At 71.7% G+C, this 25,807-nt stretch carries 19 protein-coding genes; 9 read left to right on the top strand and 10 right to left on the bottom strand.

Annotated features, from left to right (window positions below):
- Window positions 1-4: 4 nt before the first annotated feature.
- From BM140_RS07925 to BM140_RS07915, 3 genes are all read right to left on the bottom strand, one after another.
- Window positions 5-1,702 (bottom strand): methyl-accepting chemotaxis protein, encoded by a 1,698-nt coding sequence (locus BM140_RS07925; protein ID WP_091943764.1) that lies wholly within the window; start codon window positions 1,700-1,702, stop codon window positions 5-7.
- Window positions 1,703-1,896: 194 nt separating this feature from the next.
- Window positions 1,897-4,401, bottom strand: coding sequence for a PBP1A family penicillin-binding protein (locus tag BM140_RS07920; protein WP_091943762.1), 2,505 nt, complete (start codon window positions 4,399-4,401; stop codon window positions 1,897-1,899).
- 145 nt (window positions 4,402-4,546) lie between these two features.
- Entirely contained in the window at window positions 4,547-5,179 is a 633-nt protein-coding gene (locus BM140_RS07915; RefSeq protein WP_425287048.1) for an HdeD family acid-resistance protein, read from the bottom strand.
- A gap of 181 nt (window positions 5,180-5,360) precedes the next feature.
- On the opposite strand from BM140_RS07915, the gene BM140_RS07910 reads away from it, so the two are divergent.
- The 5 genes from BM140_RS07910 to BM140_RS07890 all read left to right on the top strand — a co-directional run bounded on the left by BM140_RS07910 (window position 5,361) and on the right by BM140_RS07890 (window position 12,201).
- Complete coding sequence (locus BM140_RS07910; RefSeq protein ID WP_483127897.1) at window positions 5,361-6,551, top strand: HlyD family secretion protein; 1,191 nt, start codon at window positions 5,361-5,363, stop codon at window positions 6,549-6,551.
- Window positions 6,548-8,134 carry a DHA2 family efflux MFS transporter permease subunit gene (locus BM140_RS07905; protein ID WP_244535338.1) on the top strand — a complete coding sequence of 529 codons (1,587 nt, stop codon included), beginning with the start codon at window positions 6,548-6,550 and terminating at the stop codon, window positions 8,132-8,134. The genes BM140_RS07910 and BM140_RS07905 overlap by 4 nt, the downstream gene beginning before the upstream one ends.
- 601 nt (window positions 8,135-8,735) lie before the next feature.
- Window positions 8,736-9,674, top strand: a complete 939-nt coding sequence (locus BM140_RS07900) for a pirin family protein (RefSeq protein WP_091943757.1) — start codon at window positions 8,736-8,738, stop codon at window positions 9,672-9,674.
- A 102-nt stretch (window positions 9,675-9,776) separates the two neighbouring features.
- Window positions 9,777-11,543 (top strand): monovalent cation:proton antiporter-2 (CPA2) family protein, encoded by a 1,767-nt coding sequence (locus BM140_RS07895; protein ID WP_091943755.1) that lies wholly within the window; start codon window positions 9,777-9,779, stop codon window positions 11,541-11,543.
- A gap of 127 nt (window positions 11,544-11,670) precedes the next feature.
- A complete protein-coding gene (locus BM140_RS07890; RefSeq protein WP_091943753.1) occupies window positions 11,671-12,201 on the top strand; it encodes a phosphate-starvation-inducible PsiE family protein in 531 nt (176 codons plus the stop codon).
- 91 nt (window positions 12,202-12,292) lie between these two features.
- Here BM140_RS07890 and BM140_RS07885 read toward each other — a convergent pair whose 3' ends face one another.
- Complete coding sequence (locus BM140_RS07885; protein WP_091943752.1) at window positions 12,293-13,777, bottom strand: MDR family MFS transporter; 1,485 nt, start codon at window positions 13,775-13,777, stop codon at window positions 12,293-12,295.
- 125 nt (window positions 13,778-13,902) lie between these two features.
- Between BM140_RS07885 and BM140_RS07880 the strand changes: the two genes are divergently transcribed.
- The 3 genes from BM140_RS07880 to BM140_RS07870 all read left to right on the top strand — a co-directional run bounded on the left by BM140_RS07880 (window position 13,903) and on the right by BM140_RS07870 (window position 18,488).
- Complete coding sequence (locus BM140_RS07880; RefSeq protein ID WP_244535337.1) at window positions 13,903-14,517, top strand: DUF938 domain-containing protein; 615 nt, start codon at window positions 13,903-13,905, stop codon at window positions 14,515-14,517.
- A gap of 121 nt (window positions 14,518-14,638) precedes the next feature.
- A complete protein-coding gene (locus BM140_RS07875; RefSeq protein ID WP_091943749.1) occupies window positions 14,639-17,923 on the top strand; it encodes a DEAD/DEAH box helicase in 3,285 nt (1,094 codons plus the stop codon).
- Between the two features lie 139 nt (window positions 17,924-18,062).
- Window positions 18,063-18,488 (top strand): RNA polymerase sigma factor region1.1 domain-containing protein, encoded by a 426-nt coding sequence (locus tag BM140_RS07870; protein WP_091943747.1) that lies wholly within the window; start codon window positions 18,063-18,065, stop codon window positions 18,486-18,488.
- Between the two features lie 124 nt (window positions 18,489-18,612).
- Here BM140_RS07870 and BM140_RS07865 read toward each other — a convergent pair whose 3' ends face one another.
- The gene (locus BM140_RS07865) at window positions 18,613-19,767 is read right to left on the bottom strand and encodes a GNAT family N-acetyltransferase (protein ID WP_091943744.1); all 1,155 of its coding nucleotides are present in this window, start codon (window positions 19,765-19,767) and stop codon (window positions 18,613-18,615) included.
- A 2-nt stretch (window positions 19,768-19,769) separates the two neighbouring features.
- Window positions 19,770-21,164: a lipopolysaccharide biosynthesis protein gene (locus BM140_RS07860; RefSeq protein ID WP_425287047.1), complete on the bottom strand. Its 1,395-nt coding sequence runs from the start codon at window positions 21,162-21,164 to the stop codon at window positions 19,770-19,772.
- A gap of 359 nt (window positions 21,165-21,523) precedes the next feature.
- On the opposite strand from BM140_RS07860, the gene BM140_RS07855 reads away from it, so the two are divergent.
- Window positions 21,524-21,667: a NepR family anti-sigma factor gene (locus BM140_RS07855; RefSeq protein WP_165616409.1), complete on the top strand. Its 144-nt coding sequence runs from the start codon at window positions 21,524-21,526 to the stop codon at window positions 21,665-21,667.
- Between the two features lie 309 nt (window positions 21,668-21,976).
- Here the strand turns inward: BM140_RS07855 and BM140_RS07850 are convergent, their stop codons facing one another.
- From BM140_RS07850 to rpe, 4 genes are all read right to left on the bottom strand, one after another.
- Window positions 21,977-22,972 (bottom strand): SGNH/GDSL hydrolase family protein, encoded by a 996-nt coding sequence (locus BM140_RS07850; RefSeq protein ID WP_091943740.1) that lies wholly within the window; start codon window positions 22,970-22,972, stop codon window positions 21,977-21,979.
- Window positions 22,894-24,030 (bottom strand): OpgC family protein, encoded by a 1,137-nt coding sequence (locus BM140_RS07845; RefSeq protein WP_091943737.1) that lies wholly within the window; start codon window positions 24,028-24,030, stop codon window positions 22,894-22,896. Before BM140_RS07845 ends, BM140_RS07850 begins: the two co-directional genes overlap by 79 nt.
- Before the next feature lie 322 nt (window positions 24,031-24,352).
- Complete coding sequence (locus BM140_RS07840) at window positions 24,353-25,111, bottom strand: HAD-IA family hydrolase (protein WP_091943735.1); 759 nt, start codon at window positions 25,109-25,111, stop codon at window positions 24,353-24,355.
- Window positions 25,105-25,788, bottom strand: coding sequence for a ribulose-phosphate 3-epimerase (rpe, locus tag BM140_RS07835; RefSeq protein ID WP_091943732.1), 684 nt, complete (start codon window positions 25,786-25,788; stop codon window positions 25,105-25,107). The genes BM140_RS07840 and rpe overlap by 7 nt, the downstream gene beginning before the upstream one ends.
- Between the last annotated feature and the right edge of the window lie 19 nt (window positions 25,789-25,807).

Raw genomic sequence — 25,807 nt, 5'->3', positions numbered from 1 at the left:
GGCCTCAGGCCGCCCGCACCGTCGCCAGGAAGCGGCTCACCTCCGCGCGCAGCTGCTCCGACTGCCGCGAGAGGTCGCCCGCCGCGCCGAGCACCTGAGCGGCGGCCGCGCCGGTCTCCTCCGCGGCACCCGCCACGCCGGTGATGTTGCCGGTGACCTCGGAGGCGCCGGAGGATGCCTGCGCCACGTTGCGCACGATCTCCTGAGTCGCCGCGCCCTGCTGCTCCACCGCCGCCGCGATGCCGGTCGCCACGCTGTCGATGTCGCGGATGCGCGCCGCGATGCCGCCGATGGCCGAGACCGCCTGACCGGTCGCGCCCTGGATGCGGCCGATCTGCTGCGCGATCTCCTCCGTGGCGCGCGCCGTCTGCGTGGCGAGTTCCTTCACCTCGGCGGCGACGACTGCGAAGCCGCGTCCGGCCTCGCCCGCACGGGCCGCCTCGATGGTGGCGTTGAGGGCGAGCAGGTTGGTCTGGCCGGCGATCGAGGAGATCAGGCCGACCACGTCGCCGATGCGCGCCACCGCCCCGTCGAGTTCCTGCACCAGGGCGGAGGTGTTGTCGGATTCGGCGACCGCCGCCTGCGCGAGGTCGGCGGAGCTCGAGACCTGCCGGCCGATCTCGGCCACCGAGGCGCCGAGCTCTTCCGCCGCCGCCGCGACGGTGTTGACGTTGACGGCGGCCTCTTCCGCCGCGGCCGCGACGGTGCCGGCCTGGGTCGCGGTCTCGTTCGCCGTGGACGACATGGTCGAGGCCGTCGCCTGGAGTTCGGTGGCCGCGGACGACACCGTGCCGACGATGCCGCCCACCGCCCGCTCGAAGCCGTCGGCGAGTTCGATCATCGTGCGCTTGCGCTCGGCCGCCGCCGCGGCGTCCGCGATCTGGCGAAGCTCGGCCTCCTCGGCGGCCTTGCGGGCGACCATGTTCTTGATGCGCTCCACGGCACGGCCGACCTGCCCGATCTCGTCGCCGCGCCGTGCCTCCGGGAGATCCGCGTCGATCTCGCCCTCGGACATGCGCCGCAGGACGGCGACGAGCCGACCGAGGGGGCGCGTGATGCCGAACACCACGATGGCGGCGGCGAGCGCGAGGGCCAGCAGCAGCGCGAGGCCTGAGCCGGCGATCAGCATCGCCTTGGTGCGCGCCGTCTCGTCGAGCATGGACTTCTTCTCGGCCTGCATCTCCTCGCCGATCTTCGCGATGCGGCCTTCCACGATCTCCCGCAGCTTGGTGCGGGCCGGCGAGGCTTCCTGCTGCGCGATCTTCATCCCGCCCTCGGCGTCGTTCTTGAGGCCCAGCTCGGTCGAACGGGCGAGGATCGTGAAGTAGGTCTCGGCCGACTGGCGCATGGCCTGATTGAGGGCGCGGCGCTGCGGCCCGTCGGACAGCGCGATCTGCGTGTCGATCGCCGCGAAGGTCGCCTGGATCGCGGCCTCCTGCTTGGCCTTGTAGGCGTCCATCTTCGATTGGTCGGTCTCGATGATGATGTTGCGGTTCTGGATCGTCGCCTCGGTGATGCCGACCTGCGTCCGCAGGATGCTTTCCTGGCGTACGGCCTGCACGTCGGTGAGGTGGCGGGTCTGCTCGGCCAAGCCGTCCAGGGTCCGGCTGGCATAGGTGACGGACCCGATCGACGCCGCGACGAGGAGACCGAGCGGCACCGCGACCTTCACGAGGATGCGGGTATTGGCGACTATCTTCACGGAAGCGGCCCCAGAATCACACGATCGTGAGGCAATATTGTTCACCTAGGTTAAGGTCGGCTTACGAGCCGCCCCTCACCCGGCATTTTGGATATCGTATCCATGGCGATGCGCTCGGCGCATCGGATGCTTCCGACAAGCCGGTGGCGGCCGTTCGGGTCGCGGATCCGGTTGTCGGGACGGCGCGGCGCCGCTCACCGCTCCCGCTGCCACAGGCCGGCCCGCTCCGCGCGGGCCTGATCCTCCGCCTCGACGAGATCGGGCGGCGCGTCCTCGGTGGCGCGCGCCCCGCCCGCGGTGACGATGAGCGCCGCGAGGTCGTCGCCGTCGAGGCGGCAGCGCATCTCGGCATCGCCCGAGCACACCACCTCGCGCCGCCGCAGGTAGCGGGCGAGCTGGCGGGCGAGCGCGCCCCTTTCGCCGACGACGCCGAGCAGCCGCACCGTGCGCCCGCGGATCGACAGCGTGCCGGTATCGACCACCTCCGGCACGCCGCGCACCTCCGGCCCGGCGTTGTCGGGGATCGGGCCGACATTGCTGGGGATCGAGGCAGGGGGCGTGGGCGGTGGCGGGGCGACGGCGGTCGCCGCCACGGTCTCGCCCCGCGCCGCCGACGGCGTCGGGCGCTTGCGCCCCTTGAGCACCTTCTGGGCGCGCTCGACGAAGTCGTGGAACACGCGGGCCGGGATGTCGCCGCCGGTAACCTTGTTCATCGGCGAATTGTCGTCGTTGCCGACCCAGACGCCGACGATCATGTCCGGCGTCAGCCCGACGAACCACGCATCGCGAAAGTCCTGGCTGGTGCCGGTCTTGCCGCCGACCGCGACGCCCGAGACCCGCGCGGCCTTGCCGGTGCCGGAATCCACCACCGCCTGGAGCGAGTCGAGGATCATGGTCTGCACCTGCGCGTCCATCGCCGTGCCGGGCTTCGGCGGGCTGCGCTGGTAGAGCGGCTGCGGCGGTCCGCCCTTCACGGCGCGCACGAGATAGGGCTCGACCGGCACGCCCGGCCCCAGCACGCCGGCATAGGCGCGGGTCATGTCGATCAGCGTCACGTCGGCCGAGCCGAGCGCGAGGCTCGGCACGTTGGGCAGATCGGTCTGCACCCCGAGCCGACGCGCCTCGGCGATGATCGCCGGAATCCCGACCTCGTCGCCGAGCTGGGCCGCGATGGTGTTGACCGAGAGCGCGAAGGCCTGCCGCAGGGGCAGGGCCCCGCGGAAGCGGTTGTTGGAGTTCTGCGGCTCCCATTCGCCGATCTGGGTCGGGCGATCGACCAGCACGCTGTCGGGGAAGTAGCCCTTCTGGTAGGCCGCGAGGTAGACGAACAGCTTGAACAGCGAGCCCGCCTGACGCTTCGCCTGGGTCGCGCGGTTGAACTGGCTGTCCTCGTAGTCGCGGCCCCCCACCATGGCGAGCACGGCGCCGTCCGGCGCCAGCGCCACGAGCGCGCCCTGGCCGACCTTCTTCTTGGCGCCTTCCGCGTCGAGGCGGCGGGCGAGCACGCCCTCGGCGAGGCTCTGGAGATCGAGGTTGAGGGTCGAGCGGACGGTGACGTCGCCGGTCTCGTTCGTCAGGCGGCGCACGTCGGCCTGGAGCGCGTCGAGATAGTAGTTGGTGCCCGGTGGCGTCTCGGACGGCGTGTGGAGCGTGAGCTTCTCCTTGCGCGCCTTGTCGGCCTCGGCCTGGCTGATCGCGCCGGTCTCGACCATCGCCTGGAGCACGAGGTCGGCCCGCTCCTTGGCGCCGCCGAAATTGCGGGTCGGCGCGAGTTGCGAGGGTGCGCGCACGAGGCCCGCCAGCATCGCGGCTTCCGGCAGGGTCAGGCCTTGCGCGCCGTGGCCGAAATAGCGCCGCGCCGCCGCATCCGCGCCGTAGGCGCCGGCGCCGAAATAGGCGGTGTTGAGGTAGCCCACCAGGATCTCGGGCTTCGACAGGGTGCTCTCCAGGCGAAGCGCCAGGAACGCCTCCTGGATCTTGCGCCGGAGCGTCTTCTCCTGATTGAGCGAGGTGAGCCGCGCGTATTGTTGGGTGATGGTCGAGCCGCCCTCGCGCACGCCGCCGCCGGTGGCGTTGCGCCAGAGCGCGCGGAACAGCCCGCGCAGGTCGATGCCCCAGTGGCTGTAGAAGCGCCGGTCCTCGATCGCCACGATGGCTTCGGCCAGCCGCGGCGGCAGGGTCTTTTCCGTGAGCTTCTCGCCCTGGAAGGCGCCGCGGGTGGCGAAGGTGCGGCCGTCGTCGGCCTCGACCACCAGCGCCCGCTGCCCGGCCTCCGGCACCACGCCGCCCAGCGGCGGCAGCGTCGCGAAGGCGGCCAGGACGTAGATCGCCAGGACTCCCAGCGGCACCAGCACGGCGAGGGCCGCCCCCGCGAGGAGGGGCCGGCGGCGCAGGCGGGCGAGGAGGCCGGCCCGGCCCGGGACCGGCTCGGGGATGACCGGTCTCGGCGCCGACATCCGCGTGGAGCTGGGCCCCGGCGCCGGGCCGCGCTCGCGGCGAAGGGCCGGTCCGGCCGCACGGGCCGTCCGCCCCGCCGCCTCGCGGCCCTGCCGCCACAGGCTGCGCCCGGCGCTGCCGGCGAGCCGCCCGAGCTGGCGTGCGAGCAGGCCCGCGGTGCGCGCCGCCTCGCGGGCGGCGGCGGCGGCCTCGCTCCGATCACGTCCCGTGCCGTCGGGGCTGTCCGGTCCCTGCGCCGTCATCGAGACCCGTTCACGCCCGCCATCTCCGCCCACTCATGGACATCACGGGGCGACCTTAGCGGAGGGAGAAGGGCTTGGGCTACGGCTGCTTACGCCGCGTCGCGCACAGGCGGGCGCCGGGTGGCCGGAAGGACACGCCCGCCGCCTACCGCGCCGCTCCACCCGGGGCGGTATGCCGCCCGCGCAGCGCGAAAGCGAGGATCAGCAGCGCCACGCCGAAGGCGACGGCGTAGCTGCCCATCCACCATGTCAGCACCAGCGCCGACATGCCGGGATTGATCAGCAGAAGGATGCCGAACAGCGCCGAGACGATGCCGCCGGCCAGCAGCCATCCGCGACCGTAATGCAGGTGCAGGCGGAACGCCGCCGCGATCATCAGACCGCCGCTGAGCAGCGCCCAGAACGCGACGAGATAGACGAAGGCCCACACCGCCGCCGCGGGCACGAGGAAGGCGGCGACCCCGACCGCGATGTCCACCAAGCCTTCGAGCAGCAGGAAGCCGTAGCGCTCGTGCCGCTGCGCAGCCCGGAGCGCCGAGGCGATGGTGACGATCCCGTCCACGACCATGTAGGCGGAGAAGAACAGCACCAGCGATAGCACGAAGGCGCCGGGCGCCACGAAGGCGACGGCGCCGAACAGGATCGCCAGCACGCCGCGCAGGGCCACGAGCCACCAGTTTCGGGCGAGCACCGCGCTCATCGCATCGAGCCGCGCCGTGCCGACGAGCGGTATGCCGGAGGGAGAGGTCGGGGGCAGCGGCGAGGGGCCGGACGTCACGGGAGCGGTCTCCGTGGAGGGGGATGCTCTCGCTGAACGCCGCTTTCGCGGTGCCGTTCCGCATTGCGACATCGTTGGGACGGAACCGGACGGCGCCTTCGATTTTAATCCCCCGAGGCGGGTGGCTTTTTTCTGTCAAGCGGTTCGGGCGGATCGCCCCCCCCGCGCAGGCTCCATGATCATGCTCGACGAACGGCAGCCCCCGTCCGGCCCTGTCCGGACCGACGAGACCTCGCGCGCGCCCAGGCCCGACGAACCGCGCGCATTGAAGGAGAGCCGCGAGCCGCCGCAGCGGCAGGCGGAACCGTCCCAGGACGACGGCTCCGCCAAGGAGACGAAGCGCCCGAACATCCTGCGCCGCCACCCGCTCTGGTTCGTCCTCGGCGGGATCGTCCTGATCGCGCTGGGCGTCGCGGGCTATTTCTACTGGCTCACGGCGATCCACCCTTACGAATCGACCGACGACGCCTTCGTCGATGCGCGCCAGTTCGCGGTGGCCCCCAAGGTGTCGGGCTACGTCGTGGACGTGGCCGTCACCGACAACCAGCATGTCGAGCCGGGCGACGTGCTGTTCCGGATCGATCCGCGCGACTACCGCATCGCGCTCGATCAGGCGAACGCCCAGGTCGCCGCCGCGGAGGCCTCGATCCGCAACATCGACGCGCAGGTGGCGGCGCAGCAGGCGCAGGTCGATGTCGCCAAGGCCCAGGTGGAGCAGGCCGACGCCGCCCTCGAATTCGCCAACGAGGATGCCGACCGCTACCGCACGCTGGCCCAGCGCGGCGCCGGCACGGTGCAGCAATCGCAGCAATCCTCCTCGAACCTGCAGCAGCAGCAGGCCAATCTCAGCCGCGCCAAGGCGTCGGTCGTCGCCGCGCAGAAGCAGGTCGGCGCCCTCGATGCCCAGAGGGCCAGCGCCCAGGCGAGCCTCGCCCAGACCCAGGCCCAGCGCGCCCAGGCCGAGCTGAACCTCGGCTACACCACCCTGAAGGCCGAGCAGCCCGGCCGCGTCGTGCGCCTCACCGGCGCCAAGGGGCAATACGCGCAAGCCGGCCAGAGCCTGTCCATGTTCGTGCCCGACCGGAAATGGGTGACCGCCAACTTCAAGGAAACGCAGATCACCGACATGCGCCCCGGCCAGTCAGTGGACATCGAGATCGACGCCTATCCGGATCGCAAGATCACCGGTCGGGTCGATTCGGTGCAGCCGGGCTCCGGCACCGCCTTCAGCCTGCTGCCCGCCGAGAACGCCACCGGCAATTACGTGAAGGTGACGCAGCGCATCCCGGTGAAGATCGACGTCGAGGACTGGCCGCAGGACGTGGCCATCGGGCCGGGCATGTCGATCGTGCCGACGGTGCGGGTCCGGTGAGCGCCGACACCGAGACGGCGACGGGCGGGCACAATCCCTGGATCATCGCGGTCGTCGTGGCGCTCGCGACCTTCATGGAGGTGCTGGACACCACCATCGCCAACGTCGCGCTCCGCTACATCTCCGGCGGCCTCGCGGTCGGGCCGGACGAGGCGGCCTGGGTCGTCACCAGCTATCTCGTGGCCAACGCCGTCACGCTCACCGCGTCGAGTTTTCTGGCCAAGCGCTACGGCCGCAAGGCGTTCTTCCTCTGGAGCGTGGCCCTGTTCACGCTCTCCTCGATCCTGTGCGGCTTCGCCTGGAGCCTCGAATCGCTCTTGTTCTTCCGCGTGCTGCAGGGGCTCGGCGGCGGCGGCATGGCCCCGCTCGCCCAGTCGATCCTGGCCGACTCGTTCCCGCCGGAGAAGCGCGGGCAGGCTTTCGCCCTCTACGGCGTCGCCATCGTGGTGGCGCCCGCCATCGGCCCGACCATCGGCGGCTGGCTGTCCGACAACGCCTCCTGGCACTGGTGCTTTCTCATCAACGGCCCGATCGGCGTGATGGCGCTCGCCCTGATGTATTGGGTGATCCAGGACCCGCCCCAGGCGGTGGCCGAGCGCAAGCGCCTGCGCGAACAGGGCGTGCGGTTCGATCTCGTCGGATTCCTGCTGGTCGCGACCTTCCTCGGCGCGCTGGAAGTCGTGCTCGACGAGGGCCAGCGGAAGGACTGGTTCGGCTCGAACCTGATCATCGTCTTCACGGTCATCGCGGGCCTCGCCTTTGCCGCGATGATCCCCTGGCTGCTGACCCGCAAGAACCCGGTGGTGGATCTGCGTCTGATCGGGCAGCGCCAGTTCGGCGCCTGCTTCCTCGTGATGCTGGCGACCGGCGCGATCCTGATCTCGACCACGCAATTCCTGCCCCAGCTCACCCAGGAGCTCTACGGCTACACCGCGACCCTGTCCGGCCTCGTGCTCGGGCCGGGCGGGGCGGTGACCGTGGTGATGATGTTCGTGGCCGGGCGCCTTTCGGGCTTCGTCGCGCCGAAATGGCTGATCGCGACGGGCGCCAGTATCATCGCGGTCGGCATGCTCGATCTGACGCGCCTCAACGGGCAATCGAGCTTCTCGTTCTTCATGTGGTCGCGCATCTACATCGGCATCGGCCTGCCGATGATCTTCCTCTCGATCACGGCGGCGTCCTACCAGGGCATCGCCAAGGACCGGACCGATCAGGCCTCGGCGCTGATCAACGTCGCCCGCAACGTCGGCGGCTCCATCGGCGTCTGCATCGCGCAGAACACGCTCGCCTACCGCCAGCAATTCCACCAGAGCCGGCTCGGCGAGCACGTCTCCTCGGTCGAGCCCGCGTATCAGGAGACCATGCGGCAGGCGACCGCCTACTTCTCCCAGCGGGGCCTGGCCGGCCCCGACGCCGAGCGGCAGGCGCTGGCCTGGATCGCCCAGCAGGTCCAGACGCAAGTGGCGCTCTGGGCCTATATCGACGTGTTCAAGGTGCTCGCCCTCATGGCGATGACGGCGGTGCCGCTGGCACTCCTCCTCAAGAGCGCCAAATCCGGCGGGCAGGCACCCGCCGGGCATTGATTCTTTATGGTTTGGTGCGTCCGCTGTATCCGTTGCCACCTCGTCGTCGCTCGAGGAACCGAAGCGACACAAGGCCCCATCCGGCTTCTGCAGAAGTCGTGCTTTGGCCGCGTGAGAGCAGGTTCTTGTCGTTTGGATGGGTGTGACCTGCTTCCGGTTTGGCGACCACCGCCCTCAGCTGACGGGATACGGTTTTCGAAGGCGACAAGGCTGAGTTAGCCCAAGGTCGAGTGCCACCATACAGTTGGTCCGCCGGACGGTGCGCTCCATCCTGGGCCACGAGAAGCAGATCCCCGTCGCGGCGTGGCGGCCATTGGCCGGCGATCGGAGGCGATCCAGGCGTCAGGCAGACGCGCTCGGCCACTGTGTTCAATTCGTTGCGCCGCTGGCTCACGCGGCATCATCCCACTCGCTGCGCCGTCCCTAGCTAGGGACAAGCTCAGGCGAAGAGCTAAGGCACCTCGGCTTCATTCTTTCAAAAACAGAAACGATGCGTTTCGATCGTTTCCGTTTTCATCGCAAGGCATTTGCCGCACCTTACCGTCATGCCCGGCGCCGGGCCGGCGCCGCCTGCGAAGCCTCACCTCAAGGAGCCGACACGATGAGCTGGCACGGTGCCGACGATCCCGTTCCGGGCGACCCTTTCAGCTGCGACGCGATCCAGACCCTGATCGTGCCGCGCTCGCGCGATCTCGGCTCCTTCGCGGTGCGCCGGGCCCTGCCCTCGACCGAGTGCCGGATGGTCGGCCCGTTCGTGTTCTTCGACCAGATGGGCCCGTCCGAGTTCCTGCTCGGCGCCGGCATGGACGTGCGCCCGCACCCGCATATCGGCCTCTCGACCGTGACCTACCTGTTCGAGGGCGAGATCATGCACCGCGACAGCCTCGGCACCGCGTTGCCGATCCGGCCGGGCGAACTCAACTGGATGACGGCGGGGCGCGGCATCACCCATTCCGAGCGCACCGCGCCCGATCTTCGGGCGAAGGGCTCGACGCTCTTCGGCATCCAGAGCTGGGTGGCCCTCTCGGCGGCCGACGAGGAGACGACGCCGGCCTTCGAGCATTACGAGGCCGATGCGCTGCCGGTGCTGACCGGCGAGGGCAAGACCGTGCGCCTGATCGCGGGGGAGGCCTTCGGCGCGCGCTCGCCGGTGCGGACGTCGAGCCCGATGGTCTATGCCGATGTGGCGCTGGAGGCCGGCGCCGTGCTGCCGCTCGATCCGACCTACGACGAGCGGGCGATCTACACGGTCTCGGGCGCCATCGAGATCGCGGGCGACGGCTTCGGGCCGGGCCAGCTCCTCGTGTTCCGCCCCGGCGACCGCATCAGCGTTCGGGCGACCGAACCCGCCCGCTTCATGGTGCTGGGCGGCGAGCCGATGGACGGGCCGCGGCACCTCTGGTGGAACTTCGTCTCGTCGCGTCCCGAGCGGATCGCCCAGGCCAAGGAGGATTGGCGCCAGGGCCGGTTCGACACCGTGCCGAACGATTCCGAGTTCATCCCCCTGCCCGAGGACCCGCCGCCGGTCCGCTACCCTTGAGTTGACGCAGCCACGGCCCTCGTTCACGGCCGCGTGATCGCGTTCCCTCCGAAGCCGGGCGCCCATCCGGCTTCCTGCCCCATTCCTGAGAAAGGACCCGCCATGGCCGCTGAAGCATCGGGCGCCGCGAGCGAACTCGTGCAGGTCGTGTCGCTGCTGGCGGCGGGCGTGATCGCGGTGCCGCTGTTCAAGCGGCTCGGGCTCGGCTCGGTGCTGGGCTACCTGCTGGCCGGGCTCGCCATCGGCCCGTTCGGCCTGCGCCTCTTCACCGACGCCCACGCGATCCTGCACGTGGCCGAACTCGGCGTGGTGATGTTCCTGTTCATCATCGGCCTGGAGATGGAGCCCTCCCGCCTCTGGGGCATGCGCCGCGCCATCTTCGGCCTCGGGCTGGCCCAGGTCGGCGCCTGCATCGCCGCGCTGACGGGGGTCGGCCTCGCGCTCGGGTTCTCGCTGCCCGTGGCGTTTGTGGCCGGCACCGGCTTCGTCCTGACCTCGACGGCGATCGTGATGCAGCTGCTGGAGGAGCGCGGCGCGCTCTCGACGCCGAAGGGCCAGCGCATCGTCGCGATCCTGCTGCTCGAAGACCTCGCCATCGTGCCGCTCCTCGCCGCGGTCGCCCTGCTGGCGCCGGGCGGCGCCGAGACGAGCGGATGGGATCGGGTCATCGCGATCGCCATCGCGCTGGCCTCGCTCGCCGCGCTCGTCGCCGCGGGCCGCTGGCTGCTCAACCCGCTGTTCCGCCTGCTCGCCGCCGCCAAGGCCCGCGAGGTGATGACTGCGGCGGCCCTCCTCGTGGTGCTCGGCTCGGCGCTCGCCATGCAGCTCGGCGGCCTGTCGATGGCGATGGGGGCGTTCCTGGCCGGGGTGCTCCTGTCGGAATCGAGCTTCCGCCATCAGCTGGAGGCCGATATCGAGCCGTTCCGCGGCATCCTGCTCGGGCTGTTCTTCCTCGGCGTCGGCATGTCCCTCGACCTCACCGTGATCGCGGCGAGCTGGGGCCTGATCCTGGCGAGCGTGGCCGCCTACATGACGGTCAAGAGCCTCGTGATCTACGCGGTGGCCCGCAGCTTACGCGCGTCGCACGCCGAGGGGCTGGAGCGGGCGGCCCTGATGGCGCAGGGCGGCGAGTTCGCCTTCGTGCTCTACGCGGCGGCCGCCCATGCCGGCCTCATCGACACCACCACCAACGCGGTGCTGACCGCCACCGTGATCCTGTCGATGGCGCTGACGCCGCTGATGGTGATCGCCTTCGACCGGCTCGGCCCCAAGGCGGTCCCGTCGCTGGACGGCGTCGAGGCGCCCGAAGACCTCGTCGGCAGCGCCTTGATCGTCGGCTTCGGCCGCTTCGGGCAGATCGCCAGCCAGCCGCTGCTGTCGCGGGGCTGCTCGGTCTCGATCATCGACTCGAATCCCGAGAACATCCGGCTCGCGGAAGGCTTCGGCTTCAAGGTCTATTACGGCGACGGCGCCCGGCTCGACATCCTGCGCGCCGCCGGCGCGGCCACCGCCCGCGCGATCCTGATCTGCATCGACGAGCCCGAGACGGCGCGGCGCATCGCCGAGATCGCCAAGGCGGAGTTCCCGCTGGTCCCGGTGCTGGCCCGCGCCCGCGACCGGGAGCACGCCATCGCGCTGATCGAGGCCGGCGTCGCCTACCAGATCCGCGAGACGCTGGCCTCGGCGCTCAGCCTCGGCGAGCGGGCGCTCCTGACCGTCGGGGCCGACCCGGAGGCGGCCGACGACATCATGGCCGAGGTGCGCCGCCGCGACGCCGAGCGCCTCGATCTGGAGACCGTCGGCGGTCTCCATGCCGGTCTCGACCTGATCCACGGCAACGCGGCGGCCCCGGCTCACCGGGCCGGATGAAGGCACCGGTTGACAAGATCGCGACCGGCTTCCGAAACCCCGTCCTGCGGCAAAGCCGATCGCGTCCGATGCTGGACGCGCGACCGCCGTTCCTGTCTGATCGCGGATACGGGGACGGGGGGCAACGATGGCCAGGGGCGACGACGATCAGGGCCGGCTCACGCGCGCGGCGAGCTTCGTTTTTCTGCATACGGAACACGCGATCTACGCCGCGCTGGGCGTTCTCCTGGCCTTGACCGCGCTGGTGGCGCTGATCGACGCCGCGGGACTGACGTGGAGCGCGATCATCGCGCTGGGCGGCGCCGCCCAGATCCTGGAGGTGGTGGACCGGCTGCTGTTCCTGCTGATGCTGATCGAGATCCTGCACACGGTGCGGGTGTCGATGCGCTCCGGCCGGCTCACCTGCGAGCCGTTCCTGATCGTCGGGCTGATCGCCTCGATCCGGCGGGTGCTGGTGATCACCCTGCAATCCTCCGAGATCACCCATTCCAAGGATTGGACCCCGGAGAAGCAGGCCCTGTTCCAGGCCGCGATGATCGAACTCGCGGTGCTCGCCGGCCTGATCCTGACCATGGTGATCGCGATCTTCATTCTCCACCGCGCCCGCGACGACGGCAAACCCGCGGGCGAGGAATCCGAGGAGCACGCGGGCTCGTAGGGCCGCGCCCGCAGAGGGCGTCCGGCGGACGCCCGCCGCCCCGCCATCGCGGCGGCGATCGGCGATGCGTCAGACTCATCGCCGATCGGTATCAGCCCGCGGATTTCTTCGCAGCCGCATCCTGCAACGGCCGCTCCTCCACGAGCGCGAGGCTGGCGAGCGCCAGGACGAGGCCGAGGCAGGCCGCGAGGAAGACCAGGCGGAAGGTCTGGCCGAGCTGGTGCGCATCGGCGCCGCGGATCAGCGCGGCCATGTCGTGCACCGCCCCTTCGCCCGCCCCGCCGAGCACCAGGGTGCCGAAGATCGCGACGATCAACGCGCCGCCGAGCGCGCGAAAGAAGTTCATCGAGGCGGTGGCGATGCCGAGCTGCTGCGGCGCCACCGCGTTCTGGACCACGATGGTCGAGAGCGGCAGCACCGTGCCGATCCCGACCGAGAGCAGCACGAACAGCACCTCCACGCCCCAGAGCGGCAGCCCTTGGCTGAAGAGAGCGAGCGTCGCGCAGGCGCCGACGCTCAGGCTCAGCAGCGCAACCGGCACGCGCTTGTAGTGGCGGAAATGGACCATCGAGCGCCCCGAGATCGTGGCGCCGACGACCGTGCCGACCATCAGCGGCACCATCGCGAGCCCGGAACGGCTCGGATCGAGCCCGATCACCCCTTCGAGGAAGATCGGCACGTAGATCGAGAGCCCGATCAGGGTGCCCATGGCGAAGCAGGCCGCGAGCGTCGCGCTCGCGACCACGCGGTCGCGCAGGACGCTCAAGGGGATCAGCGGCTCGGCCGCGGTCGCGAGACGGGCCACGAAGGCGGCGGCGCTCAGCAGGCCGAACCCCAACAGCCCGAGCACCGGAGCGGAGGCCCAGGGATCGCGCACGCCGCCCCAGCTCAAGCCCAGCATCAGGCTGGTCGAGCTGACGACGAGGAGCGCGGCGCCGGGATAATCGACGCTGTGGCGCCGCTCGCGGCGGGGCAGCAGCTTCAGCTTGTCGTTGGTGAGGAGGAAGGCGGCGAGGCCGATCGGCAGGTTGATCCAGAAGATCGCCGACCAGTGCAGGTGTTGGGCGAAGAAGCCGCCGAGCAGCGGCCCGGCCAGCGAGGACACGGCGAACACGCCCGCGATGTAGACCTGATAGCGCGCCCGCTCCTTGGCCGTGAGGATGTCGGCCAGGATCGTCTGCGACAGCGCGATCAACCCGCCGCCGCCGACGCCCTGCAGCCCGCGGGCGAGCGCCAGCGCGATCATGCTCGGCGCCACCGCGCAGAGGAGCGAGCCGAGGCTGAAGGTCACGATGGCGATGAGCAGCATGATCCGCCGCCCGTGGATGTCCGAGAGCTTGCCGTAGAGCGGCGTCACCGCGGTCGAGGCCAGGAGATAGGCGGTGACGATCCAGGGGAGGTTGGCGGCGTCGCCGAGTTCGAGCCCGATCGTCGGCAGGGCGGTCGCCACGATGGTCTGGTCGAGGGCCGAGAGCAGCATCGCGGCGACGAGGCCGATGATGATCGAGCGGATCTGGTCCGGGCTGAGGCGCGCGGAGGCGGCGTCGGCGGCTTCGGCGCGATGGGGTGCGTTCAAGACGAGGGCCTCGGATGGGGCAGCGTCCCGGCGGTCGGCGGGACGGCGCGGGATCGGACCACACAGAGCTTGATTGGGGCGAGAGGGAGGCGCAGGCACGGGCCGGGTCGTCGGGAGGAGGGTTCGTGGGCGAGAGCATCGATGAGGGGGCCCTGTTCGCGCCGGCCACCGCCCGCAACGGGGCGGCGATCCTTGAGATTCTGCAGGCGGTCCTGCCGCCCGGCGGCACGGTGCTGGAGGTGGCGAGCGGGACCGGCGAGCATGCCGTGCGCTTCGCCGCCGCCCTGCCGGGGCTGACCTGGCAGCCGAGCGATCCGGACCGGCGGGGGCTCGCCAGCATCCGGGCCCATGCCCGCGCGGCGGGCCTGCCGAACCTGCGGCCCGCGCTCGAACTCGATGCCCGATCCGAAACCTGGCCGGTGGCGCGGGCGGAGGCGATGGTCTGCATCAACATGATCCACATCGCGCCCTGGGCCGCGACGGAAGGGTTGCTCGCGGGCGCCGACCGGCTGCTGCCGACGGGCGGCCCCCTCGTCCTCTACGGCCCGTTCCGCCTCGGCGGCGCGCATACGGCCGAGAGCAACGCGCGCTTCGACGACGACCTGCGGATGCGCGATCCCGAATGGGGCGTGCGCGACCTCGAGGCGGTGCTGGCGGCGGCGGCCCGGTACGGCCTGCATCTCGACCAGCGCATCGCCATGCCGGCCAATAACTTGAGCGTGGTGCTGCGGAAGGCCTGAGCCGTCGCGGCAGGCCTCGCGCCCCATTCACCTGGGGATCACGATGCCGCAGCGGGACCCGGCCGCGCCGAACCGGGTTTTGGGGAAAGCCGGTCCTGAACCGGCTCATCATGGATCCCCGATGGCCCAATCCGAGATTGCCGCGTCCAAAGCCGCCCCGGAGCCGAGCGCCGTCCCCCTGGTCCCGACGGGGGCGCTCGCCGTCTCCCTGCTCGGCCTTCTCGACGGGCCGCGGCCCCTGGTCCATGTGGCCCGCGACGGGCGTCGGCTCGACGAGGTCGCCGGGATCCTGCGGGCGCTCGCGCCGGAGCGCACAGTCGCGGTCTTTCCCGAATGGGACTGCCTGCCCTTCGACCGGGCCTCGCCCTCGCGCGGGATCATGGGCGCGCGGGCCGGGGTGCTGCGCTGGCTGACCGACCGGGACGCCCTGCCCGACCTCCTCCTCACCACCGCGCCCGCCCTGCTGCAGCGGGTGCCGCCCCCAGGAACCTGGGCCACGGCCCATGTGGAGATCCGCGTCGGCGACCGGCTCGATCCGGAGGCGTTGACGGCGCAGCTCGCCCGGCTCGGCTACCAGATCGACGACCGGGTGGACGAGCCCGGCGAGGTCGCGGTCCGGGGCCGGACCATCGACGTGTTTCCCGCCGCCGCCCCCCTGCCCTGCCGCATCGAGCATGCGGAGGGGCGCGTCACGGCGATCCGCGCCTACGATCCGGTCTCGCAGCGCTCCCGCGTCGAGACCGAGCGGCTGGTGATCGATCCCGCGACCGAGATCGTGCCGGATGCGGAGTCCGGGGTCGCGGTGACGCCGTTTTCCGGCGAGGAGCACCGGTTGGCGCGCCACTACCGCGAACTCGCGACGGTGCTGGATTACGTGCCCGAGGCCCGCCTCGTGGTCGAGGCGGGCGTCGACGAGCGCGTCGCGGCCTTCTTCGAGCAGCTCGACGAGGCGCGGGAGGAGAGCCCAGGATCCACCAACGACGGCGCCCTCTATCTCCGACTCACCGACTGGACGGCTTTGGTCGAGAAGCGCGGCCTCGCCACCGCCAGCGCTGCGGAAGGAGACGCGAACGCGTTGTCGCCCTTCGTGCGAGAGCGCCGCCCGGAATCCGCCTTCGCCAAGACCCTGAAACAACGCCTGAAGGCCGGCGACCGCATCGTGCTCGCGGGCCCCAAGGCCCCCTTACGTCGACTCGTGCGGGCGGCGGCCGAGCAGGACGGGCGCGACTTGCGCCTGATCGACGGCTGGAGCGAGGTGGCGGACGCCGCGCCGGGCGCGATGCTGGCGCTCGAAGCGCCGATCCGGGCGGGCTTCCGCGTGCCGGAGGCCGGCGCCACGGTGATCGCCGCCGCCGACCTGTTCGGCGGCGCCGAGGCGGACGCGCCGCGCCAGGTCGCGATGCTGCCCATCGGCGAGGTCGAGCTGCGCGTCGGCGACGTCGCGGTCGATCGAGACCACGGCCTGTGCGTGTTCGAGGGGCTGGAGGCGATCCCGGGCGGGAACGGCGCCGAGGAGGACGCCTTGCGCCTGCGCTTCGCCGACGACGCCGTCCTGATGGTGCCGGCGGCCCAAGCGGACCGCATCTGGCGCTACGGCTCGGAGGCCGAGGCCGTCTCCCTCGACCGGCTCGACGGCGGCACCTGGGCCCGGCGCCGGCTGGAGACGGAGGCCGCCCTCGCCAAGGCGGCCCGCGCGATGCTGAAGGCGGCGCAGGAGCGGCGCACGGCCCGCGCCCCGCGGATCGTTGCGCCCGCGCGGGACATGGAGCGCTTCGCGGCGGGCTTCGGCTTCGCCCTCACGGGGGACCAGGCCCGCGCCATCGAGGCGACGCTGGCCGATCTCGCGGGCGAGGCGCCGATGGACCGGCTGGTCTGCGGCGATGTCGGCTTCGGCAAGACCGAGGTGGCTCTGCGCGCGGCGGCCGCGGCCGTCTTCGCCGGGCGGCAGGTCGCCGTGATGGCGCCGACCACCGTGCTGGCGCGCCAGCATGCGGAAACCTTCCAGCGGCGCTTCGCCCGCTTCGGCATCGCGGTGGCGCAGCTCTCGCGGCTGGTGGCGCCGGCCGAGGCACGGCGGGTGAGACAGGGGCTCGAAGACGGCTCGGTGCGCCTCGTCGTCGGCACCCAGGCCCTCGCCGGGCGCGGCGTCCGCTTCCACGATCTCGGGCTGTCCATCATCGACGAGGAGCAGCGCTTCGGCACCAAGACCAAGGCTGCTCTCCGCAAGGCGGCGGGCGACGCGCATCTCCTGACGCTCTCCGCGACGCCGATCCCGCGCACGCTCCAGACCGCGATGGTCGGTCTCCAGAGCCTCAGCGTCATCGCCACGCCGCCCGCCGTGCGCCGCCCGATCCGCACGGTGATCGCCCCGCTCGCGGACGACACCTTGCGCGCCGCGCTGACCCGCGAGCATCGTCGCGGCGGCCAGAGCTTCGTCGTGTGTCCGCGCATCGAGGACATCGCGCCGATGCGCGAGCGCCTCGCCGCCCTGGTGCCTGACCTCGACGTGGTGACGGCGCACGGCGCGATGAAGCCCGCGGAGATGGATGCCGCCATGGTCCGCTTCGCCGACGGCGCGGGCGACGTGCTGCTCGCCACCAGCATCATCGAGAGCGGGCTCGACGTGCCGCGGGCTAACACGATGCTGGTCTTCGACGCCGAACGCTTCGGGCTGTCCCAGCTCCACCAGCTGCGCGGCCGGGTCGGGCGCGGGCAGAGGCGGGGCAGCGTCTGGCTGTTGGGTCATCCCGACAAGCCGCTGAGCGCCACCGCCGAGAAGCGGCTTCGCACGCTGGAGGCCCTCGACCGGCTGGGGGCGGGCTTCGCCATCGCGGCGCGCGACCTCGATCTGCGCGGGGCCGGCGACCTCGTCGGCGAGGCCCAGGCCGGGCACGTCGCCCGCGTCGGCCTCGGGCTCTATCAGCACCTGCTGCAACTGGCCCTGCGCGCGGCCAAGGGCGAACCCGCCGAGGATTGGAGCCCGGAGGTGCGGATCGGCGTCGCGGGGCGCGTGCCCGCCGACTACGTGCCGGAACCCGAAATCCGCCTGAGCCTCACCGCGCGGCTCCTGCGGCTGCGGGCCCGGAGCGAACTCGATGCCCTGCGCGACGAGGTCGAGGATCGGTTCGGGACGCTCCCTGAACCGGTCGAGGCGTTGTTCGCCCTGGCGGGCCTGCGCATGGGCTGTCTGTCGCTCGGGATCGTCCGGCTCAGCGGCGGCCCGCAGGGGATCGCGGCGGATTTCCATCCCGACCACAAGCCGCCGACGATGGGGGTCTCGGACGAGGTCACTCTGCGCGACAACCGCGTCGTCTGGCGCCGGGGCGGCGAGGATCCGGCGGAGCGGGCGCGGCAGGCCGCCGCGCTGTTGCGCCATCTGGAGAAGGCCTCCGCCCGGCACAGGTGATACCGATCGGCGATGATCCTGACGCATCGCCGATGGCCTCCGCGACGGCGGGGCGGCGGGCCTTCGCCGGACGCACGGAACAGGACCATCGGTCGGGTTCCGGGCTGCTTGGTATGAGAGCGGAGAAACGGGACGCCGCATGACCACGCCGATCGACCGCGCTACCCTGGATCGCCTCGTCGCCCTCGGGCGCGAGCGCGGCGAACTCACCGCCGACGACCTCCAGCGCCTCCTGCCGATCGATGCGATGGACGTGGACGCCCTCGTCCTCGTGATGCTGGAACTCGATGCGGCCGGCGTCAGCGTCGAGCCGGATGCGTTCGGGCCGCGGGGCGAGCGCCCGGTCACGGCGGTGCCGGACCTGCCCGCTCCGGAGCGCGGTGCGGCGGCCTCGGCCCCCGTTCCGGTGGGGGCGCCGGAGGCCGGGGGCGGTGCCGGACGCGCAGGCGCCGGAGCGCCCGCCGCATCGAACGAGCCCGCCGGGGCGGGATCGGTGGACCGGATCGTCCTCGTGGCCGGTCTCGCGGCGTTCGTCGTCCTGGCCGGCGTGCTGCTGCTGGTGTGAGGCCAGCGTCGCGAGGATCGTCTCTTTCCGAAAGCCGGTTCCCACTTTTCGGGCCGATGCTCCACGTTGTCGTGCCGCATCGGCTTTTCTCCGAAAGCCGGTTCCCACCTTTCGGGCCGATGCTCTATCGCCGTCCCATCAGCCGCTTCACCTCCGCCCGCGCCCGGTGCTCGAAGCGGGCGAGGTCGGCCCGGCGCTCCAGAGGGAGCAGGCTGCCGCCGGGCGGGAGCGCCAGAATCTCGGCGATCCGCATGCGCTCGGGAAACAGGCTCTCCAGGGGCGAGCCCGGCAAGGTGGCGGAGTCGAGCCGGTCGGCGAAGGCGGTGTCGTGCAGCGCCCGCACGATCTCGTCCTCCAGCACCAGGCCGGGAGCGTGGGCGCGCAGGGTTTCGTCGTAGGCGGTCTTGAGGAGATAGGCGGTCGAGCCCGAGACCAGGGCGAGGCTCGCGGCGATCACCCGGCCGTCGAGGCGCAGGGTATCGGCGCGCACCCGGGGCGGGCCGGAGGTGGCGCCGTCCTGCCGGAACAGGGCGTGGGCGAAGCGCGTGCTGTCGGCGCGACTCGCCAGCGCCGTACCGGCCTCGCCCTTCCAGCCCGCGGCCTCCAGGGCCAGGAACGCGTCGAGCGCCCGCTCCAGGGCCGCGCCGTCCGTGGCGACCTCGAAGGTCAGCGCCCCGGCCTCGTCGAGACGGCGGCGGCGGCGGCGCAGGTCCTTCAGGCGGCCCTTGTGGGGATGATCGGCCAGGAAGGCGGCCAGATCCGGCCGCCGGTCGAGCACCGGGCGCGCGAAGCGTCCCACGAGGGCGACCTGCCAATCGGCCCGCTCCATCGCGGCGACGAGGGCCGCGCCCAGGCGGCTCTCGATGGCGAGCATCGGCCAGCGCCAGCAGCGCCCGCCCGAGGCCAGCGCCAAGCCCGCCACCAGGGCGTCGAGCCGGTCCTCGAGATCGCGACCGTCGAGGACGAGGGGCGTGCTCGCCGTGACGTAGGGCGAGAGGAAGGGCTGCCCCACCGCGGCGCCGAGACCGGTGATGTCGGCCCGCAGGACGAAGGGCAGCAGAGCCGCCAGACCGTCGGGGTCGCGCACGACCACGGCGGCGAGGTCGGCAGGGCCGAGCCCGCTCGCCCGGTGCGCCTCCACCGGGCGACGGGCGTAGAACGGGTTCGGATCGGCGGCGCGCCGGGCGAGCGCGTCCCAGGCCGCCGCCTCGATGGCGGCGACGGGCTCGACGGTGACGTCGAGGACGGGCGACGGTGACCGGCGCAGCGGCAATCCCATGGTCAGGCCGCCCCCTTTCGGCCGGGCGACGGCGCGGCGCGGGCGAAGGCCGGCGTGGCGATGCCGTGCACCGCCCTGGCGCCGGCCGCCATCGCGAGACCGCGCAAGGCCGTCGCGCCCGCCATGGCCAGAGCCGCCCCGACGATGCCGAGCCAGGGAATGAGGACGAGGCAGAGCAGGACGGCGAGCGCCAGCATGGCGAGGGTGATGGCGACGCAGAGCCGCTCGCCGCCGAGCATGATCAGGATGTCCTCGCCCGGCCCGAACAGGCTCGCCGTCACGCCGCCCGCCACCAGGATCGCCAGCACCGGCAGGCTGTCGTGGAAGTCCGAGCCGAACAGCCCGAGGAGAAGCGGCGCGGCGGCGATGACGCCGAGGCCGACCACGACCGTGCCGAGGAAGGTCCAGCGCGCCTGCATCCGAACGAGGGCCGCGAGGCCCGCCTCGTCGCCCTCGGCGCGGGCGGCGGCGAAGCGCGGGGCGGTGGCGGCGGAGGCCGCGTAGGCGACGAAGACCACGAATTGCTGGATGCGGGTGGCGGCGAAATAGAGGCCCACCGAAGCGGGCGGGGCGAGGAAGCCGAGCAGCACCACATCGACGAAGCCGAAGGCGCTGGTGGCGAGTTCGCCCGCCGCGATCGGCAGGCAGGCGGTGAGCCAGATCCTCCAGCGATAGGTCCGGGGCCCGGCGGGCAGGTGGCGGCGCAGCCGCGCCAGCAGCACCGCGCCCTGCACGGTGGCACTGACACCGGTGGCGACCAGCGTGCAGGCGATGGCGACCCAGGCATGGGCGGGCGCGCCGAACAGCACGGCGCCGATCATGCCGGCCATGATCAGCCCCTGGCGCAGCAGGTAGGGCGGCGCGATGGCCAGCATCGGCCAACCCTGGCTGCGGGCCACGCCTTCGAGATAGTCCTGGAAGGCGAAGAGGGGCACGACGACGACCGCGACGAGGATCGGGCCGCCATAGAGGCCGTCGAGGACGTCGTGCTGGATCTCGGCGATGGCGAGGCCCGCGAGCGCGAGGCAGAGGCCGCCCGCCGCGCTGGCGAGCGCCCCGCCGACGAGGAAGCCGCGCACCGCGTCGAGTTGGCCGCGGGCCCGCTCCACGGGGAGGAAGCGGCAGGCCCCCTGGGCGAGCCCGAGCGTCGCGGTGTGGCCGAGGATGGCGATCCAGACCCAGACGGTGGCGAAGATGCCGTATTCCTCGCCGCCCATCATCCGGGCCATCAGCACCTGGGCGAGATAGGCGCAGCCCGCGGCGGCGATGCGCAGGGAGAACACGCCCAGGGCCGCGCCGCCGGCTCCGGCACGGGCCGCCCGCAGCCGGGCGCGCACCCGGCGGAACGGGGACGCCGCGTCCGGGAAGGGGCCGGCCGCCCACTCATCCGCCGCCACGGCCACGCCCTCCCCCGAGCCGGACGCACCGGCACACTCGACCTTCAGGCTAGAGGGGCCGGCGTTTCGGCGAGGTTAAGTGTCTCTCACAAAACTCCCGCTGCGCCGTCGCACCCGGAGAGGATACCGGCCGTGGACGGGCGTTTTGTGAGGCCCTTCGAGCCCGAGGCGCTTCGAGGGGCACCGCTCGCAGCGAACGCCTCGGCGCTCGGGCTTTCGCGGCGCCCGGCGGCCCGGCAAAAGCGAGGCCCGTCCCGCGCTGCACTCTCCGTGCTTGCCTTCCGGCCGCGCCGATCAATGTAGGTCTTATGGTTCACGCGCGGGCACAGGATGCATCGTCGCCGGCCCCAGGGGGGCCGGTGCTGGATGCGCAGACACGGGAACGGCTCGGACGCCATCTCAAGGCGCTGTACGAGCCCGTGCTCGACGAGACCCTCGATCCGCGACTGGCGGAACTGCTCCGGCAATTAGAAAGCGACAAGCGCGAGCGGGGCGGATCCTGAGGATCGGCCATGGTGCGAAAGCGCACCACGCTGCGCGTGCGGCGCAGATCATGCACAGGGCGCAGCCTGACGAGGCTTGCTTTGTGCGCCGCACCATATAACTTCGCATCATACGAGATCGCGATGGCGTCGCGGTCCCGTAGCCCTTCTTGGGCGTTTCCTCCCTAGACTTCGGGCCGCTCCCTCAACCGGGGCGGCCTTTTTTGTCGAAGTGGCGATGGTTTAGCCGTCTTGCCGGCCAGCGCCAAGCAAGATTTTGCTGACTCCCGGCGCAATGCCCGAAATTTTATCTCACACGCCCCGCGCGCGTCAGTTCCCTCGCGTGGCGGGAGCCGCTTCGGTCGAGTCGCGGCCCGGCGTGGGACGGGCGGCGGTGCCGGTCCGGTCCGGGATCGTGTTCGGATCCGGCTTCGCGTCGGATTTCGGGTCGGGTTTGGCCGGATCGGATTGCAGCAGCGACAGGGTGATCGCGCGGGCCGCGTGCTCGGCCATGCAGCGCAAGCCCAGGTCGTTCAGGCGGAACCGGTGCCCGAGCATGTGCGCCTCGTCGGTGCCGCGGGTCGAGAGGAAGCGCATCGCCGCATAGCGGTGGACCAGGGGGACCGCCTCGCGCCGGGCGACCTCCTGCACGGTGCTGACCATGCGGTTGTAATAGTCGTCCTCGGCGAGGCTCGCAGTGAAGACCGGATCGATCAGCACGATGTCGATGTCGTGCGACATCACCCACTTGACGGAATCGTCGAGCGCCTCGGCGAAGCTGTCGATATCGACCCGCGCCAGGGCGTCGTTGGTGCCGACCTGCCAGATCACGAGATCGGGCTCGACCTCGGCCACGAGGGTGCGCAGGCGTTCGCCCGCGCCGCTCGCGACCTCGCCGGGGAGCGAGCGCGATTCGACCTCGACCTGAACGTCCGGCAGCGCGCTCTCCAGCGCGTTCTCGAGCTTGACCGGATAGCTCGACCCGGTGCCGAGCCCCGCCGAGGACGAGCCGATCGACAGCACCCGAACCGGCCGCTTCTCCTTGAGCGCGGCCTTGACCGCGTTGAGCTTGGCCAAGGTGTAGAGCTTGGAACCCGGCACACGGCATTCCGGCGACAGGCTCTGGTCGAGCGCCTCAGCCGCCTGAACCGGCGCCACCTTCACCGCCTGGGACGGTGACGGGACGGGCGAGGGCGTCTCGGCGCCGGCCGGCGCGGACGCGATCAGGCAGGCCCCGAGGGCGAGACTCAGGCCGGCGGAGAGGCCGGGCGCGAGGCGGCGCCGTCGGGCGGCGTCCGCGGGGCGCGCGGCTTGCGGGCACGCCATTCGACGAACCATGCGGTGAAACCCAGTGCAAACAGGCCGGAGCCTACGACCGAAACGTCGACGATGATACCGCCTCCGGTCTGGAAGCGCACGAACTGCCCGGCGAGGCTCAACAGCGATCCCATCGAGAACACCGCGAGCGAGTTGCGCCCGAGCCCCGAGAGGAACCGGGCGAGCGGCATCACCCGCGGCGCGATCAGCCCGTAGACCGCCTGGAACGCCAGCACCATCCCGCAGAAGTGGATCAGCCGGCCCGGCGACAGATACGTCTTGTCGAAGGTGAAGACGAGGCGCGGCTCGGGCGCCAGCATCGGGTCGGGGCGCAGTTCCCACACGGCGAGGACGAAGCCGAGCGCGACGAGCGCGATGCCGAGGGGGGTCAGCCGCCGGGCGAGGGAGCGCAGACGCGGATTCTCCCGGCTCGCCTCGTTCGAGACGAAGCCGAGCACCAGCAGGAGCTGCCAGCACAGCGGATTGAAGAACCAGTCCCCCTCGCCGGGCCAGGACGGCAGGTTCCACTCGAACACGAGGCTCGCGGCGTAGAGCGAGAACGACAGGGCGAGCACGAGCGCCCGGCTGACGCGGCCGAGCAGCACCACGATGGGCGCGATGGCGATCAGCACGACGTAGAGCGGCAGGATGTTGAAGAAGCCGAGCTGGTGCGTGAGCACCACGATGCCGACCATGGTCTGGATCGGGTCGGCGAAGAAGCCGCCGGCATTGTGCCATTCGAGGATGAGCGGATTGTCGAGATAGAGCGCGCAGCCCGCGATCATGGCGAGCGCCAGCGACATGATGACGATCTGGGCCCGGTACACCTCGATGGTGCGCGACAGGAGCCGCAGCACCGTGGTGAGCCGCGGCTCGGGGGTGCCGTCGCGCCCGCGGGTCGCGAGCCCGATCGACCAGCCGGCCAGGAACACGAACAGCTCGGCGGCGTCCGAGATGCCGTATTGCGAGAAGGTGTAGCGCTCGAAGAAGTTGCCCGGGATGTGGTTGATGAAGATCGTCACGAGCGCGACGCCACGCCAGAAATCGATCGCGTTCGGCTCGCGCATCAGGTTCCACGGTCCGGCGGTGTGACGTCGAAGCGGCAGGCCCCCGGCCTCCCGGGCCGGGACGCGAGGCCCCCGCCCGGCGCCGCTTCGGGACCCGCGACCCGGAAGCGGAAGGCCGGCCCTGATAGACCGCGCCGGGGCGGCTTGGAAAGCCACGGACGGGTGATGGGGGGCGATCCTGCCGCAGGGTCGGGCCCTGGGAGGTGCGCGGGGGACTCGCGCAGGAGGCCAGCGTCGAGCGAAGCGAGAATCCCGGGGGACGCCCGGAACAGGACCATCGGTCCTGTTCCGGGCCGCTTGGTACGAAGCCCCGCCGAAAGGATCAGGCCGAGCCGTGGAGCTGGCCGGCATGCCATCGGGCCAGCGCGTCGAGGGTGACGACGCCGTCCGGCCAGGCCACGCCCTGGAGGTGGGTGTGGGGCGCCCCCGGTTCGCCGAGATCGGAGACGGCCGAGAAGGCGCCGTCCAGGGCGTGGCGGTTGGTGTAGCGGCTGCGGGTGGCGAGCACCGGCAGGCCGGCACTGAGCGCCGAGCGAATGCCCGCGGCCGAATCCTCGAACGCGATGGCCTCGGAGGGATCGATGCCGAGGCGGTGAACCGCCAGCGCGAAGATGTCGGGGGCAGGCTTCTTCTGCGCCGCCTCGTCGCCCGCCGCGATCACGTCGAAGGGCTGCTCGTCGGGGAAGTTGAGGCGCAGCAGCAGGTCGATGTTGGGCCGGCTCGTGGTGGTGGCCACCGCCAGCCGCACGCCGCGTTCCCGCGCTTGGCCGACCAGCCGCCCGACGCCGGGCCGCAGGCCGAGATGGCCGCCCTCGGCCAGTTCGCCGTAATAGCGGGTCTTGAGGTCGTGAATCTCGGGCAGCCGCGCCTTCAGGGCCTCGGCCTCGCCGGGATGATAGCGCTCGATGTAGTGGACGAGCCGCTCCTTGCCGCCCATCACCTCGAGCAGTTCGGCGTAGAAGTCCGGCGTCCAATGCCAGGGCAGGCCGAGCGCCCGGAAGGCGCGGTTGAAGCCCTGGCGGTGGAGGTCCTCGGTCTCGGCCAGCGTCCCGTCGACGTCGAAGATCAGCGCCCTCAGCATCGTGCGCCGTCCCGCCCGGTGGCCGTGGCGGCGGCCTCGCGGATCGCCGCGATGTTCTTTCCGTACTCGGCCGGGCCGCCCTTGAAGGCCGCCGAGCCCGCCACCAGGATGTCGGCGCCCGCCGCCGCCGCCGGGCCGGCGGTCTCCGGCGTGACGCCGCCGTCGACCGAGATGCCGATGGTCCGGCCCGCGGTCAGCGCCTTGACCCGCGACACGGTCTCCAGCGCCGAACCGATGAAGCTCTGGCCGCCGAAGCCGGGATTGACCGTCATCACCAGCACGAGATCGACCATGTCGAGCACCGGCTCGATCAGGCTCGCGGGGGTGCCGGGGTTGAGGGCCACGCCCGCGCGCTTGCCCAGCGCCCTGATGGTCTGGAGCGAGCGGTGGATATGGGGGCCGGCCTCGACATGGACCGTGATCGCGTCGGCGCCGGCCTCGGCGAAGGCGGCGAGGTAGGGATCGGCCGGCGCGATCATCAGGTGGACGTCGAACAGCTTGTCGGTCCAGGGCCGCAGCGCCTTCACGATCGCCGGACCGAAGCTGATGTTGGGCACGAAATGCCCGTCCATCACGTCGAGATGGATCCAGTCGGCCCCGGCCTCGGCGATGGCCCGCGTCTCCTCGCCGAGGCGCGCGAAGTCGGCGGCGAGGATCGAGGGGGCGATGACGGTCATGGGCGGGCTCGGGGCAGCG

The organism is Methylorubrum salsuginis, assembly GCF_900114375.1.
In the GTDB taxonomy this organism is placed as follows: Bacteria; Pseudomonadota; Alphaproteobacteria; order Rhizobiales; family Beijerinckiaceae; genus Methylobacterium; species Methylobacterium salsuginis.
Note: the sequence above shows the minus strand (reverse complement) of the source record. Positions and strands in the feature narration are given on the sequence as shown.

Coding starts and splice junctions, on each gene's coding strand:
- BM140_RS07870 (WP_091943747.1), top strand. CDS start 18,063: ATGACCACGCCGATCGACCGCGCTACCCTGGATCGCCTCGTCGCCCTC.
- BM140_RS07875 (WP_091943749.1), top strand. CDS start 14,639: ATGGCCCAATCCGAGATTGCCGCGTCCAAAGCCGCCCCGGAGCCGAGC.
- rpe (WP_091943732.1), bottom strand. CDS start 25,788: ATGACCGTCATCGCCCCCTCGATCCTCGCCGCCGACTTCGCGCGCCTC.
- BM140_RS07840 (WP_091943735.1), bottom strand. CDS start 25,111: ATGCTGAGGGCGCTGATCTTCGACGTCGACGGGACGCTGGCCGAGACC.
- BM140_RS07895 (WP_091943755.1), top strand. CDS start 9,777: ATGGCCGCTGAAGCATCGGGCGCCGCGAGCGAACTCGTGCAGGTCGTG.
- BM140_RS07900 (WP_091943757.1), top strand. CDS start 8,736: ATGAGCTGGCACGGTGCCGACGATCCCGTTCCGGGCGACCCTTTCAGC.
- BM140_RS07890 (WP_091943753.1), top strand. CDS start 11,671: ATGGCCAGGGGCGACGACGATCAGGGCCGGCTCACGCGCGCGGCGAGC.
- BM140_RS07845 (WP_091943737.1), bottom strand. CDS start 24,030: ATGCGCGAGCCGAACGCGATCGATTTCTGGCGTGGCGTCGCGCTCGTG.
- BM140_RS07850 (WP_091943740.1), bottom strand. CDS start 22,972: ATGGCGTGCCCGCAAGCCGCGCGCCCCGCGGACGCCGCCCGACGGCGC.
- BM140_RS07865 (WP_091943744.1), bottom strand. CDS start 19,767: ATGGGATTGCCGCTGCGCCGGTCACCGTCGCCCGTCCTCGACGTCACC.
- BM140_RS07920 (WP_091943762.1), bottom strand. CDS start 4,401: ATGACGGCGCAGGGACCGGACAGCCCCGACGGCACGGGACGTGATCGG.
- BM140_RS07910 (WP_483127897.1), top strand. CDS start 5,361: ATGCTCGACGAACGGCAGCCCCCGTCCGGCCCTGTCCGGACCGACGAG.